Source organism: Nonomuraea wenchangensis, assembly GCF_900111685.1.
GTDB classification, from domain to species: domain Bacteria; phylum Actinomycetota; class Actinomycetes; order Streptosporangiales; family Streptosporangiaceae; genus Nonomuraea; species Nonomuraea wenchangensis.
The window spans coordinates 475,163-488,185 of sequence record NZ_FOHX01000004.1 but is presented as its reverse complement, the minus strand read 5'-3'; the positions used below and the strand labels follow the sequence as shown (position 1 = coordinate 488,185).

At 73.7% G+C, this 13,023-nt stretch carries 13 protein-coding genes; 6 read left to right on the top strand and 7 right to left on the bottom strand.

Features of this window, described 5'->3' with window-relative positions:
• Window positions 1-85: 85 nt before the first annotated feature.
• Together BMW85_RS14770 and BMW85_RS14765 are read left to right on the top strand one after the other, a co-directional pair.
• Complete coding sequence (locus tag BMW85_RS14770) at window positions 86-1,954, top strand: pectate lyase-like domain-containing protein (protein WP_091081570.1); 1,869 nt, start codon at window positions 86-88, stop codon at window positions 1,952-1,954.
• Window positions 1,955-2,223: 269 nt separating this feature from the next.
• On the top strand, window positions 2,224-3,354 hold the full coding sequence (locus BMW85_RS14765) for a hypothetical protein (protein WP_091081568.1): 1,131 nt from the start codon (window positions 2,224-2,226) through the stop codon (window positions 3,352-3,354).
• 21 nt (window positions 3,355-3,375) lie between these two features.
• On the opposite strand, the gene BMW85_RS14760 is transcribed toward BMW85_RS14765, so the two are convergent.
• The 3 genes from BMW85_RS14760 to BMW85_RS14750 all read right to left on the bottom strand — a co-directional run bounded on the left by BMW85_RS14760 (window position 3,376) and on the right by BMW85_RS14750 (window position 6,114).
• Window positions 3,376-3,915, bottom strand: coding sequence for a DinB family protein (locus BMW85_RS14760; RefSeq protein ID WP_091081567.1), 540 nt, complete (start codon window positions 3,913-3,915; stop codon window positions 3,376-3,378).
• Window positions 3,916-3,926: 11 nt separating this feature from the next.
• Complete coding sequence (locus BMW85_RS14755) at window positions 3,927-5,177, bottom strand: alpha/beta hydrolase (protein WP_091081565.1); 1,251 nt, start codon at window positions 5,175-5,177, stop codon at window positions 3,927-3,929.
• A gap of 136 nt (window positions 5,178-5,313) precedes the next feature.
• A complete protein-coding gene (locus BMW85_RS14750; RefSeq protein ID WP_245774796.1) occupies window positions 5,314-6,114 on the bottom strand; it encodes a lytic polysaccharide monooxygenase auxiliary activity family 9 protein in 801 nt (266 codons plus the stop codon).
• Between the two features lie 131 nt (window positions 6,115-6,245).
• On the opposite strand from BMW85_RS14750, the gene BMW85_RS14745 reads away from it, so the two are divergent.
• Entirely contained in the window at window positions 6,246-7,415 is a 1,170-nt protein-coding gene (locus BMW85_RS14745) for a sensor histidine kinase (RefSeq protein ID WP_143082282.1), read from the top strand.
• A 7-nt stretch (window positions 7,416-7,422) separates the two neighbouring features.
• Here the strand turns inward: BMW85_RS14745 and BMW85_RS14740 are convergent, their stop codons facing one another.
• Genes BMW85_RS14740 through BMW85_RS14725 form a run of 4 tightly spaced genes read right to left on the bottom strand, consistent with a single transcriptional unit; the run spans window position 7,423 to window position 10,266 of the window.
• Entirely contained in the window at window positions 7,423-8,649 is a 1,227-nt protein-coding gene (locus BMW85_RS14740) for a site-2 protease family protein (RefSeq protein WP_091081560.1), read from the bottom strand.
• Between the two features lie 57 nt (window positions 8,650-8,706).
• Entirely contained in the window at window positions 8,707-9,216 is a 510-nt protein-coding gene (locus tag BMW85_RS14735) for a GNAT family N-acetyltransferase (protein ID WP_091081559.1), read from the bottom strand.
• 46 nt (window positions 9,217-9,262) lie between these two features.
• Window positions 9,263-9,697: a phosphatase domain-containing protein gene (locus BMW85_RS14730; RefSeq protein ID WP_091081557.1), complete on the bottom strand. Its 435-nt coding sequence runs from the start codon at window positions 9,695-9,697 to the stop codon at window positions 9,263-9,265.
• Window positions 9,697-10,266: a CGNR zinc finger domain-containing protein gene (locus tag BMW85_RS14725; protein ID WP_091081556.1), complete on the bottom strand. Its 570-nt coding sequence runs from the start codon at window positions 10,264-10,266 to the stop codon at window positions 9,697-9,699. Before BMW85_RS14725 ends, BMW85_RS14730 begins: the two co-directional genes overlap by 1 nt.
• A gap of 198 nt (window positions 10,267-10,464) precedes the next feature.
• Here BMW85_RS14725 and BMW85_RS14720 point away from each other — a divergent pair, with 198 nt between their 5' ends.
• The 3 genes from BMW85_RS14720 to BMW85_RS14710 all read left to right on the top strand — a co-directional run bounded on the left by BMW85_RS14720 (window position 10,465) and on the right by BMW85_RS14710 (window position 13,001).
• Window positions 10,465-10,848 carry an STAS domain-containing protein gene (locus BMW85_RS14720; RefSeq protein WP_091081554.1) on the top strand — a complete coding sequence of 128 codons (384 nt, stop codon included), beginning with the start codon at window positions 10,465-10,467 and terminating at the stop codon, window positions 10,846-10,848.
• Between the two features lie 33 nt (window positions 10,849-10,881).
• A complete protein-coding gene (locus tag BMW85_RS14715) occupies window positions 10,882-11,604 on the top strand; it encodes a class I SAM-dependent methyltransferase (RefSeq protein ID WP_245774795.1) in 723 nt (240 codons plus the stop codon).
• Between the two features lie 170 nt (window positions 11,605-11,774).
• Window positions 11,775-13,001, top strand: coding sequence for a S1C family serine protease (locus tag BMW85_RS14710; RefSeq protein WP_091081551.1), 1,227 nt, complete (start codon window positions 11,775-11,777; stop codon window positions 12,999-13,001).
• Window positions 13,002-13,023 lie beyond the last annotated feature (22 nt).

Genomic DNA, 13,023 nt, shown 5'->3' with positions numbered 1-13,023 from the left:
GTGAACGGAGCGGGCGGCGCGGTACAAACGACCCGAGAGAGCGCTCTCTCACACCGGCCGGCCGTCCGTCGAAAGGACCGCACCCATGACCATCCAGCAACCTGACGGGCGCCGGCGTACCGGCCGGGCGATGGCGTTAGGCGTCGTGCTGGCCACCGCCGTCATGACGGCCGGGGCCACCGGCCTGCCCGCGAGCGCGTCACCGCACGGACCGGTCGCTCCCGACCTCGGTCCCAATGTCACCGTCTTCGACCCGGGCATGCCGGTCGCCGACATCCAGGCCACCCTCGACGCGGCGCATGCCGCCCAGGTCGACGCCGAGATGGGCACCGCCAGGCACGCCTACCTGTTCAGGCCGGGCACGTACGGCACCGCCGAGCACCCCCTCCAGATCAAGGTCGGCTACTACACCGAGATCGCCGGCCTCGGCGCCTCCCCCACGGACGTCGTCATCAACGGCAAGGTCGAGGTCTACAACCGCTGCCTCGCCGACGGCGGCACCGCCAACTGCCTCGCCCTCGTCAACTTCTGGCGCACCCTGTCCAACCTGTCCATCAACATCAACGCCGCCGGCCAGGACGGCTGCCGGTCCTCGGCGAACTTCTGGGCCGTCTCCCAGGCGGTCTCCCTGCGCCGGCTCGACGTCACCGGCGGCACCCTGTCGCTCATGGACTACTGCACTGCCGGCCCGCAGTACGCGAGCGGCGGCTTCATCGCCGACTCCCGGCTGCCTGCCGTCACGAACGGCTCCCAGCAGCAGTGGCTGACCCGCGACAGCGAGGTCGCCGGCTGGTCCAACGCGGTCTGGAACCAGGTCTTCTCCGGCGTCGCCGGGGCGCCCGCGGAGTCGGCGTTCCCCGACCCGCCGTACACGACGCTCGACACCACCCCGGTCAGCAGGGAGAAGCCGTTCCTCTACACGGACGCGCGCGGGCGCTACCAGGTGCGCGTCCCGGCCGCCCGCAGGAACACCCGCGGCGTCTCCTGGGCCGGCGGCCTGACGCCCGGCCGGACGATCCCGATCGGCGACTTCTTCGTGGCCCGGCCGTCGGACCCGGTGCAGGTGATCAACAGCCAGCTCGCCCGCGGCAAGCACCTGCTGCTCACGCCCGGCGTGTACGACATCCCGCGCGGCATCGAGGTCAAGCGCCCGGACACCGTCGTGCTCGGGCTCGGCCACGCCACGCTCACGGCGGTGAACGGCTCGACGCCTCTCGACGTCGCCGACGTCCCCGGCGTGATCGTGGCCGGCGTGACCATCGACGCGGGCGAGCGCAAGTCACCCGTCCTGCTGCGGGTCGGCAAGCCGAACGGGCGGGGCCACAGCTCGGCGGCCAACCCGACGACGCTGTCCGACGTGTACTTCCGGGTCGGCGGCCCGCACGTCGGCAGCACGGACGTCGCCCTGGAGGTCAACAGCGATGACGTGCTGATCGACCACACCTGGGTGTGGCGCGCCGACCACGGCGTGGAGGGCCTGACCGACACCCAGCGCTGGAACACGAACCTCGGCCGCACCGGCGTGGTCGTCAACGGCGACCGGGTGACCGCGACGGGCCTGTTCGTCGAGCACTTCCAGCAGTACAACACGGTCTGGAACGGCGAGGCGGGCACCACGATCCTCTACCAGAACGAGCTGCCGTACGACCCGCCCACCCAGGCCGACTGGATGAACGGCAAGGTCAAGGGCTGGGCCGGCTACAAGGTCGGCGACCGGGTGCGGACGCACCGCCTGTACGGGGCCGGCGTCTACGTCTTCAACCAGAACAACCCCGACATCCACACCGAGAACGGCTTCGAGGTGCCGCGCACCCCCGGCGTCCGGCTGCACCACGTCATGACCGTCAACCTCAGCGCCGGGACCATCGACCACGTCGTCAACGGCGTGGGCGAGGCTGCCGACGCCACGAGGACGGGCGCACCGGTGTACGTCACGGACTATCCGGCGCCCTGACCCTTGTAAAACCCTCGCAAAACGCGGACGCCGCCCGGCCGCTCAGCCGCCGGGCGGCATTCCCCGTGGCAAAATATCCACCCCGCCGAGCACGGCATATACCTTTTTATCGGTTATTAAGCCGCCGCCAGGAATGCGCGCCTCGTGAAAATATCCTCCGCACCGACCGGGGTCCTCATTAGCATTCTGCACGTGGCCGACCACCCGCGCGGTCACGCTCACTGAGCACGGCTCTCTGCCCGCTCAGTCCCCCCGTCGAAGGAGTCTCTGTGACTCGGTACGCCATCGACCGCGCCCGAGGCGCGCTCATCGCTCAATGGAGCACCGGCATCGGCGAGACCGCCACCACCGTGGCCGACCTACCTTCCGCACTCCCCCACCACGAGCTGCTGCGCCTGGCCGCCGGGCTCACCCAGCTCTCGCTGGCCTGCTGGCGCTGCTACACCCATCCCGCCAGCGTCGCCGACCACTACGGGCCGGGCAGCCTCGGCCGGCAGCGGCAGCAGGAGCGCGACGCCTTCGGAACGGTCCACGACTTCGTCGTCTCCGCCGACCGGACCGCCTGGGCGGAGATCGGCACCAGGGTCCAGGAGGCCGCCCACACGGTCGGCCGCACCCTCGCCTTCCTCGACCGGCCCAACCTGACCACGCGGATCGCCGGCGAGGTCGCCACCGAGCTCGACGCCGTCGAACGGGCCGAGCTGGGCGACCTGTCGCAGCGGGCCGGGCAGGCCGTCGCCCTCAGCCGCGAGGACGCCTCGCCGCTGCAGGTGGTCCAGGCCGACCGGCTGCTGCGCCGGCACCCGTTCGGCTGCGACGCGCTGTTCACCCGGCTCGACCCCACCGCCGCGGCCATCGCCGCCGCCCACTGGCTGCACGCCGCGGTCGTCGCCACCTCCCGGCACACACGCGCCCATCCGGCGCAGATCGTGGCCGCCGCCGACCAGCCGTTCAAGCCGCTCGCGTTCGAGAGCCTGACCGAGGTCGTCAGCGGGCTCGGGGCGGGCGTACGCCCGCGTCAGGTGGTCATGACCCTGGTCCGCAACGCCCTGCACGTCGGCGAGGGGCACCTGCTCGGCATCATCGAGGCCCGCCACCGCATCAACGCGGCCGAGCGCCTCATCGGCGAGGTCCACGCCGAGCATCCCGAGCTCGCCGTCGGCGCCGACACCGTGCACCTGCCCCTCACCCCGCTCGACCCCGGCCGCCCCGCCCCCGACCTGCTGGAGAACCTGCTGCACGGCGTCCAGAGCTGCTGGCGCTTCTACGAGCGGCACATCCGGACCAACCAGCCCGGCGGCGGCCTGAGCCTGCAGGGCCCGCGCCGGCAGAAGCTGCGCCGCGCCTTCATCGTCGCGGTCCGGCAGGAGGCCGACGCCCGCCACGACCAGTTGCTCTGACCACCCCGCCGGCCGGTGCGCTCACTCTCCGGTGACGCCGTCCACGGACTCGCGGATGAGGTCGGCGTGGCCGTTGTGGCGGGCGTACTCCTCGATCATGTGGCAGAGGATCCAGCGGAGTGACGGGGTCGTGCCGTCGGGCCAGCCCCGTTTGGCCAGGCGGTCGGGGCCGCCGTCGGCCAGGGCCTTCTCGGTCAGCTCACGGGAGCGGGCCACGAAGCCCTGCCACATCGCGTGCAGCTGCTCCGGGGAGTCGGCGGCGGCCGAGTTCCAGTCCCAGTCGCGGTCGGCCGACCAGTCCACGGTGTCCCACGGCGGCTGCGGGTCGTTGCCGTGCAGGGCGCGGGAGAACCAGTGGTCCTCCACGTAGGACATGTGCTTGAGCAGCCCGCCGAGGGTCATCGACGAGACGCCGACGGTGGCCCGCAGGCCGGCCTCGTCCAGGCCCGAGCACTTCCAGGCGAGGGTGGAGCGCTGGTAGTCGAGGTAGCCGAGGAGGGTCGCGGTCTCGCCGGCGGCGATGGGGGGCTCAGGACGGCCCTGTTCGTCGATCACGGTCATGCCAGAGGAGTCTAGAAGGACCTCCAGCGGGCCGTGAGATGGCGCAGCCCGTCGCGGAGCGCCGGCCGCCAGCACGGCGTGTCGTGGCCGCCAGGGAACTCACGCACCGTCAGCTCGTCCACGTGCGGCCGGGCCGCGCGGGCGAAGCGCTCGACGGCGCCGAGCAGGGTCAGCCGGCGGTCGCCGACGTCGGCCTCCAGGGTGCCGTAGCTCATCCACAGGCGGACCGGCCAGCGGTGGCGGCGCTCGCGGGCCAGGCGGGCCAGCAGGTCGAGCCCGGCCGGACGGCCGGCGCGCCCGCGCGGCTCCCACCAGAGCGAGCCGGACATCACCAGCGCCGCGCCGAACAGGTCGGGACGCTGGTGCGCCAGGCGGGCGGCGGCCAGCCCGCCGAGCCCGGCCCCCGCCACGATCACCCGGGCCGGGTCGGCCGCCGCGTCGTAGCGGGCCCGCAGCCAGGGCACGATCTCCGACACGAGCGCCGCGACGAGGCCGGGGTCGCCGGACAGCTCCTCGATCCGGCGCCGCCTGGACAGGTTGTGCACGTAGGCGACGAGGAAGGCGGGCATCCGGCCCCGCGCGATGGCCTCGTCCAGCTCGCCGGCCAGCCAGGCGAACGCCTCGCCGTCGAAGACCACCACCAGCGGCAGGTCACCGGCCTCGCCCCGGCGGGGCGGACGGTAGACGGTGACCGGGCGGGACAGCGGGCCCGTCCCCGGGCGCTCGGTCACCAGGCGGCCGAGGCGGACCGGGCGGTGGCGCCAGTCCTGGCCGGGCGCGCCGGGCAGGGCCAGCGGCGTCACCCAGTCACTGACCGTCGCGGGGATCGGCGCCTTCTGCCGGCCGAGCAGGCCGAGCACGTTCGGCACGCGGCGCGGGGCGGCCGGGTCGGGGAAGGAGCGCGACAGCAGGGTCTCGATCAGCTCGTCGCGGGCGGCGGCCGAGGCGGCCAGCCGGGCCCGGCGGAGCGGGCCGAGCCTGGCGAGCGGATCGCGCTCGACGTAGCAGTAGGTGAGCGTGCTGTCGGACGGGAACCGGGCGCCGTAGGCCCACACCTGGCGGCCCCGGCCGTCGGCGCCGAGGCGGCGCATGCGCTGCGGGAGCGCCTGGCGGACGCCCTGGATCCAGAGCGAGAGCGGGGCCCGGTCCCCGGTGGTCACGAACGTCACCTCGGTCTGGCCGTCGGCGGCCGACTCCGTCAGCACCGGCCCGCCCTCCGCCAGGAGCGCGTCGAGGTCGGCGGGCTCGGGGCGGGCGGGCAACGCGGCGAGGACGGAGGTGGTGGCCGGGCCGTAGAGGGTGTGCTGCGCGCGGCTGATGGTCGCCTCCCAACGTCGTACGACTAAGGCAAGCCTAAGTTAATACAACGTGAGGCGAGTGTGATCAGACGGCTTCCGGTCATCCGCGGCGGCGACCGGCCCGGAGGCCCACGAAGGCGGCCGCTCCCACCCCGGCGGTCAGCAGGACACCCACGCCGAGCTGCCACGGGACGCCGACCGGCGCGGCCGGGCCCTGGGCCGGCGGCTGGAGCGCGGGAGCGTTGCCCTTGCGGACGGCGGCGGTGAAGACGACGTCGGAGCAGGAGTAGTAGGTGTCCGGCGTGTCGGAGTTCTGCCAGATCGTATAGATCAGGTGGCGGCCGGTCCGGCCGGTGGGGAGCTTGCCCTTAAAGGCGTACGAACCGTCGGCGAGCTTCGGGTCGGTGACCGTGAGGAACGGCTCGCGCTCCAGTGACGACCAGCGCAGCGGCTCGGCCGGGTCGTAGCCGGGCTTGGTGACGTACAGGCGGAAGGTGCCCTTGTGCGGGATCGTGCCCCGGTAGCGGAAGGTGAAGCCGGCGCCGGGCCGCAGCTTGGTGGCGGGCCAGTCCTTGCGGGCGAGGTCCAGCCCCCGGAAGCCCGGCAGGCCGCCGCTGCACAGCCTGCCGTCCGGGATGACCCGGCGGTCCCTGCCCGCGACGTTCGCCACCCTGAGGTTGTCCCATTCGCCGGGCAGGACCGAGCCCGCGACCTTGGCGGCGGCCCGGCAGGCGGCGTACGTGTCCGTCCCGCCGCAGGCCGCGGCCCTGCTGAGCGGGCTCTCCAGCGCGCCGTGGGCGTCCGCCGGGCCGGCGATCATGGCCATCGACAGCAGCAGCCCGCCGGCCGCGCTCGTGATCCGGTGCCGCAACGTCCCGACCTCCCCGCTCGGCGTTCTCACCACGAGGTACGGAAAGCGGGCGGCGGCGGTTCAGCGGGGCCGGCCGCCGCCCGCGAATCACCCCGGAGGGGGACCCCGCGTGCGGCGCTGGGCTGATGACCGCCCCACCTCCCGCTCCTAGGCTGCGCTCCATGCCCGACGTTTCCCGTGATCACCGCACCACGACGTGGCCGGAGCCGATCGACTGGCTGCCGGCCGCCGTGATCGGCCTGCTGGCGCTCGCCGAGGAGCTGCGGGCCGCCGGCGGGGCGGTCCCCGCGCTCTGGGCGGTGGGGGCGGTGCCGGCCGCGGCCCTGGTGCTGGTGCGGCGGCGCCGGCCGGTCGCGGTGATGGGCGTGTTCACCGGGATCAGCCTGGTGGCGTACCTGCTGGCCGGCCGGCCGCCGGTGGCCTGGCAGTGGCACACCGCGCTGCTGCTGCTGTTCACCGTGCTCAGCAAGGCCCCGGCGGGCGGCACGCGGGGGCTGGCCGGGGTCGGGATGGGCGCGCTGTTCCTGTCGGGGCTGGTGCTCGCCGAACCGGCGGCGGTCGGGGAGCACCTGGTCGCCGGCGCGCTGGCCCTCGTCGCCGGGATCGCGGGCGTGACGGTCCGCCGCCGGCGCGCCCACGACGAGCCGCCGGCCGCTCCTGAACCCCCCGACGTGACGGCGGTGGCGCGGGAGCGCGCCACGATCGCCCGCGAGCTGTACGACCTCGTCGCCCACAACGTCAGCGTCATGGTGCTCCAGGCCGGCGGCGTACGGCTGCTCCTGCCCCACGAGCTGCGGCAGGAGCGCGAGGCGCTGGCCCTGATCGAGGAGACCGGGCGCGGCGCGGTGGAGGAGCTGCACCGCACGCTGGACCTGCTGCGCACGGCCCCCGACGCCGGCGGGACGGCCCCCCAGCCCACCCTCGACCGGCTGGCCGAGCTGGTCGCGCACCTGCGCTCGGCGGGCCTGGACGTGGCGCTGCGGATCGAGGGCACGCCCCGGCCCCTGCCCGCGGGCCTGGACCTGTCCGCCTACCGCATCGCCCAGGACGCGCTCGCGAACGTGCTCAGGCACGCCGGCCCCACCCAGGCCCTGGTCCGGGTCACGCACGGCGACGCCGAGCTGCGCCTGGAGATCACCGGCGAGTGGCCGCGCGACGGCCGGCCCGACCCGGTGCCGGCCGGCGACGGGCTGACCGGCATCAGGGAGCGGGTGGCGCTCTTCCGCGGCGCCATGGACGCGGGGCTCCGCGAGGACGGCGGCTACCGGATACACGCGGTGCTGCCGCTGCCGTCCTCGGCGGCACCGGCGCTCGGCGTACGACGGCCGTGACCGGGGGTCAGACCTCGGTGCGGCGTTGCGCGCGTTCCCCGGGCTTGGGCTCGGGCTCGGGCAGGCGCTGCGGCGGAACGGCGAGGTCGGCGCCGCGCGGGTGCGGATAGGGGTCGTGGTGGTGCAGGCCGGCGGTCTGGATCGCCCGGCTGATGTCGCTCGGCGTGAGCAGCCCGAGAAGCTGCCCGGACGGGCCCAGCACCACGGCGCGGCCGTCGGCGGCGCCGTTCATCCGCGGCAGCAGGCCGAGCAGCGGCTCGTCGGGGACCGCCTTCGGCACCTGGTCGGGCGGGCAGGCGATGTCGGCGAGCCGGGTGGTCTCCCGCGCCTCCGGCCGCACCTGGCGCAGCCGGTTGAGCGTCACCAGCCCGAGGAAGCGCCCGTCGGCCGCCACCAGCGGGTACGTCGACAGCCGCCGGCTCATCACCAGCCGGTCGATGAGCCCGGCGACGGTCTCGTCCGGCGAGGCGGTGACGGGCCTGGCCGACATGACCTCGCCGACCAGCACCCCGTGCAGCGTCGCGCCGAGCTGGGCCTGCTGCTCCTCGGCGCTCGCCGCGTTCACCAGGAACAGGCCGATGAGGACGAGCCACAGCCCCTGGAAGCCCAGCCCCGAGACGACCTGGAGGAAGCCGAGCGCGATGAGCACGTAGCCGAAGACGCGGCCGGCGCGGGCGGCGGTGACGGCGGCGCGTACCCGGTCGCCCCAGCGGGACCAGAGCGCGGCCCGCAGCACCCGCCCGCCGTCCAGCGGCGCGGCCGGGATCAGGTTGAAGACGGCGAGGAGCACGTTGACCGCGGCCAGGTAGCCGAACATGCCGGCCACCAGCGGCACGGCGCCGGTCACCAGCGCCAGCGCCCCGAACACCACCGCGCACACGAAGCTGGTCACCGGCCCCACGACCGCGATCCGCAGGTCGGCGCCCGGCGTGCGGGGCTCGTTCCGCAGCTCGGCCACGCCGCCGAGCAGCCACAGCGTGATCCGCGGCACCTCGATGCCGTTGCGCTGGGCGACCAGGGCGTGCGCCAGCTCGTGGGCGAGCAGCGAGGCCATGAAGAGGACGGCGGCGCCCACGCCGGCCAGCACGTACGCCACCGTGGGGTATCCCGGGAAGGTCTGCGGGAACTGCCCCAGTGACAGCCCGGCCACCAGGATCACCACGATCACCAGCACGCTGACGTTGAGCCCGACCACGACCCCGCCGATGCGGCCCAACCGGAACGACGAACGCATCTGTCTGCTCCATCCGCTCGTATGGAGTCCGGCTACCCGCCAGCCGCCGAAGAAACCTCAGGTCAGCGGACGTTCCATCAGCGTCGTGTCCACCCAGCGGCCGAGTTTGAATCCGACCTCGGTCAGCCGCCCGGCCTCGGTGAAACCGTGCCTGCGGTGCAGGGCGATCGAGCGGTCGTCGCCCGCGTCGGCGATGACGGCGATCATCCGGCGCAGCCCGGCCGCCGTGGCGCCGTCGATCAGCGCGCCCAGCAGCGCGCCGCCGAGGCCGCGCCCGGAGTGGCCTGGAGCCAGGTAGATGCTGTCCTCCACGGTGTGCCGGTAGGCGGGCTTGGGCCGCCAGGGTCCCGCGTAGGCGTAGCCGGCCACCTCGCCGCCGACGTCGGCGACGAGGAAGGGGAAGCCGCGGGCCGTCAGGTCGGCGAGCCTCGCCTGCCAGTCCGCCACCGTGGGCGGGGTCTCCTCGAAGGTGATGACGGTGTTGGCGACGTAGTGGGCGTTGATCGCGGTCACGGCCGCCAGGTCGGCGGGGACGGCCGGGCGGATGACGGCGTCGGAGTGCGTCACGGGCGATGACCTTTCGTGAGATCGCCTTTCGTGAGGTCGCTCGGCATCATAGGGGAAAGCGGGCGACCCACCGGCGCTGCCAGGGGGTCTCGACCGCGCGGGGGTGGTGGTGCTCCCGGGTCCAGGCGAGCGCGGCGGCCGGGTCGAGGCCGGACAGCACCGCCAGGCAGGCGAGCACGGTGCCGGTGCGCCCGACGCCGCCTCCGCAGGCCACCTCGACCGCCTGGCCCGCCCGCGCCCGCTCGCGCAGCTCCCCGATGCGGCGTACGGCGAGGTCCCGGTCGCGCGGCAGCAGGAAGTCGGGCCAGTCGATCCACTCGTGCGGCCAGGTCAGCGCGGCGTCGTGGCGGCGGCGGAGCCGGTCGGAGCCGAGGTAGAGCCCGAAGTCGGGCCGCGGGCCCGGCGGGAGCGGGCGGCGCAGGCCGCGGCCCCGTACGGGGAGGCCGTCCGGCAGCCGGACCGCCCCTTCCAGCGCGGCCATCAGTTCGCGCTCCGCAGGCGGGCGCGGTGACCGGCGACGTTGACCCGGTTGCCGCACCGGTCGGGCATGCAGTACGCCCGCCGCCCCGCCCTGCTGACGTCCACGAACACGCCCCGGCAGCCGGGCGCGGCGCACGGGCGGAAGCGGGAGTGGCCGAGCGTGCGCACCGCGCCGAGCAGGCCGATGCCGATCACGGCGGCCAGCTCGGCGGCCAGCGGAGCGCCCGGCGCGGTGGGCACGTGCCACTGCCAGGCGCCGGCGTCGTCGCGCCGCAGGACTGGGGAGCGGCCCGCGCGCCCGGCCAGCACCATGGCCCCGGCCACGGCCTGCTCCTCGGTCTCGGTCTCGATGACGCCGCGGGTCTCGCGGCGCAGCAGGTGCACCTCGTGGAGTGCGGCGTCGTCCGGCGGCGGGGCGTCGAGGACGAGGCCGTGCCCGGCCAGGAGGCCCGCCAGCGCGGCCGGGCGGGGCAGCGCGTCCCCGGCCGCGCCCCGCACCGTCGGCGAGGTGCTGACCAGGTCGTTCGCCACCGCCACCCCGGTGGCGTAACCGGCGATCGGGATGTCCACGGGCGCTCTCCCCTGTAACCGTTGTAGAGCAATTACAAGCCTTACACTAGCGCATGTCATTCCCCTCCGGCAGGGTAAGAATTCGACAGCCGCATCTTCTAAGTCGGGCGGCACCCGGCTATCGTGCGGTAAAGGCGGGCCACGCCTTGTCCCTGTTCTCTGAGAATTCGCACTCGAATTCCGATCGGTGGGCATTGCATGCTGGATCTCACGTTCGCCGTGCAGAATCTGCCGGGCGTGTGCGTGATCTCCGTCGCGGGGGAGATCGACTCCGCCACGGCTCGCGCGTTCGACCTCTACATCCAACGCAACCGGCGCGCGCCGGGCGAACACGTGGTGGTCGATCTCAGCGAGGTCACCTTCCTCGCCAGCGCGGGGCTGCGGGTGCTGCTCAACACCCACGCCTTCGCCCGACAGCACGGCGGCGTGCTGCATCTGGCCGCGCCGCATCCCAAGATCGCCGGGTTGATGGAGCTGACCCAGGCGAACACCGTCCTGCACGTGCACGAGACGGTGGAGCAGGCCGTGATCGCCGCTCTCCAGCAGGCCAACGCCCCGGAGAGAACCCTCACCGAAGCCTGAGCGGCTTCGTGACGGATGGGTCAGAATGGCCGGATGTCTGTCAAGACTTCCTACGACTACGACCCGATCGCCGAGGGCTACACGGCCGAGAACGAGACCAGCCTCGTGAACGCCTACTACGAGCGGCCCGCGATGCTGGAGCTCGCCGGGGACGTGACCGGCCGACGCATCCTCGACGCCGGCTGCGGCGCGGGCCCCCTGTTCGCCGAGCTGCGCGAGCGAGGCGCCGTCGTGACCGGCGTCGACGCGAGCGCCGGGATGCTGGAGCTGGCCCGGCGGCGGCTCGGCGCCGACGCGGATCTGCGGGTCGTCGACCTGGCCGGCCCGCTGCCCTTCCCCGACGACACGTTCGACGACGTCGTCGCCTCCCTGGTGCTGCACTACCTGGAGGACTGGGGACCGACGCTGGCCGAGATCAGGCGCGTGCTGAAGCCCGGCGGGCGGCTGCTGGTCTCGGTCGACCATCCTTTCGTCATCACGCTCATGCAGCAGGCGGCCGGGGAGAAGCCCAAGTACTTCGAGGTCCGTAACCGGACCGAAGAATGGGTCATGGGCGGGCAGACCACCACGCTGAGCTTCTGGGACCGGCCGCTGCACGCGATGACCGAGGCCTTCACCGCGGCGGGCTTCCGCATCAGCGTCATCAGCGAGCCGCCCGCCGTGCCGGAGGCCCGCGAGGTGTTCCCCGAGGAGTTCCGCGACCGGCCCGGCCTGCGGTTCCTGAGCTTCCTGTTCTTCGTGCTCGAAGCCGGCTGACGCGGCGCCTCCTGCCGGAAATTTCGACAAATTTCCGGCCTCTCCCCCTACGCCCGGCCAGCGGCGATAAGGCCGGCATCAGGGCGCGACAAGCGACCCAATCTTTCCCTTAACCAGCTCTTACCGGGCATTGATCAGTCTTGTGTCATCGGGACGCTAGGAGATGACACATGGACGCGAACGACCCCCGCGAGCAGGCCGCCGGCGGCTGGACCCAGTTCGGTGACACGCCGCCCTCGGTGGGCGGGTTCCCCAGGAAGGAGCCGGTGGGCCCGGCGCTGCCGCCGCCGCCTCCGCCGTCGTCGCGCAAGCCGGTGTTCGCGCTGAGCCGCAAGGCCATCGCGGGGCTGGCGCTGGCGGCCGTGACCGCGCTCGGGGCGTCGGCGCTCGGCGGCGGGGCGGTGGGGGCGTACCTGGCCGGGGCGGACCGCCCGGTCGCCGTCGCCACGGCGAGCGCGCCGAGCCCGGCCTTCCGCACCGTGGCCGACCAGCTCACGGTGGCCGAGGTGGCGGCGAAGGTGCAGCCGTCGGTGGTGATGATCCAGGGCCAGTCGGCCGAGGGCTCCGGCGTGGTGCTGTCGGAGGACGGGCTGATCCTCACCAACAACCACGTCGTGGACGGGCAGGGCGGCGCGCTGACCGTCAAGTTCAACGACGGCAGGACGGCCAAGGCCAAGGTGGTCGGCACCGACCCGGCGACGGACCTCGCGGTCATCCGGGCCGAAGGCGTGTCGGGCCTGGCCAAGGCCACGCTCGGGGACAGCGACCAACTCAGGGTGGGCGACGACGTGCTGGCCGTCGGCAGCCCGCTCGGCCTGGACGGCACGGTGACCGCCGGCATCGTCAGCGCGCTCGACCGTACGGTCACCGCCGGCGACGGCGGCGGCGGTCAGCAGTTCCCCTGGGGGCAGCAACAGCAGCAGAGCAGGACGACCACGCTCGGCGGCATGATCCAGACCGACGCCGCGATCAACCCGGGCAACTCCGGCGGCGCCCTGGTCAACGCGGCCGGCGAGCTGATCGGCATCAACAGCGCGGTCTCCGCTCAAGGCGTCAACCTCGGCTTCGCCATCCCGGTGAACACCGCCAAGCAGGTGTCCGAGCAGCTCATCAGCAAGGGCAAGGTGAGCCACGCCTTCCTCGGCGTGAGCGTCACCGACGCGACCGGCGACGTGCCCGGCGCGCTGATCCGCCAGGTGACCGAGGGCAGCCCGGCGGCCAAGGCCGGGCTCAAGCAGGGCGACCTCATCACGAGGATCGGCAACACGCCGGTCGCCGGCGGGGACACGGTCGTGGGGCAGGTCCGCGGGTTCACGGTGGGGCAGCAGGTGCGGATCACGTACCTGCGGGACGGCAAGGAGAACGTCGTCACCGCCACCATGCAGGAGCAGAAGTAGGGGAGGCCGGGCCGCCCACGTG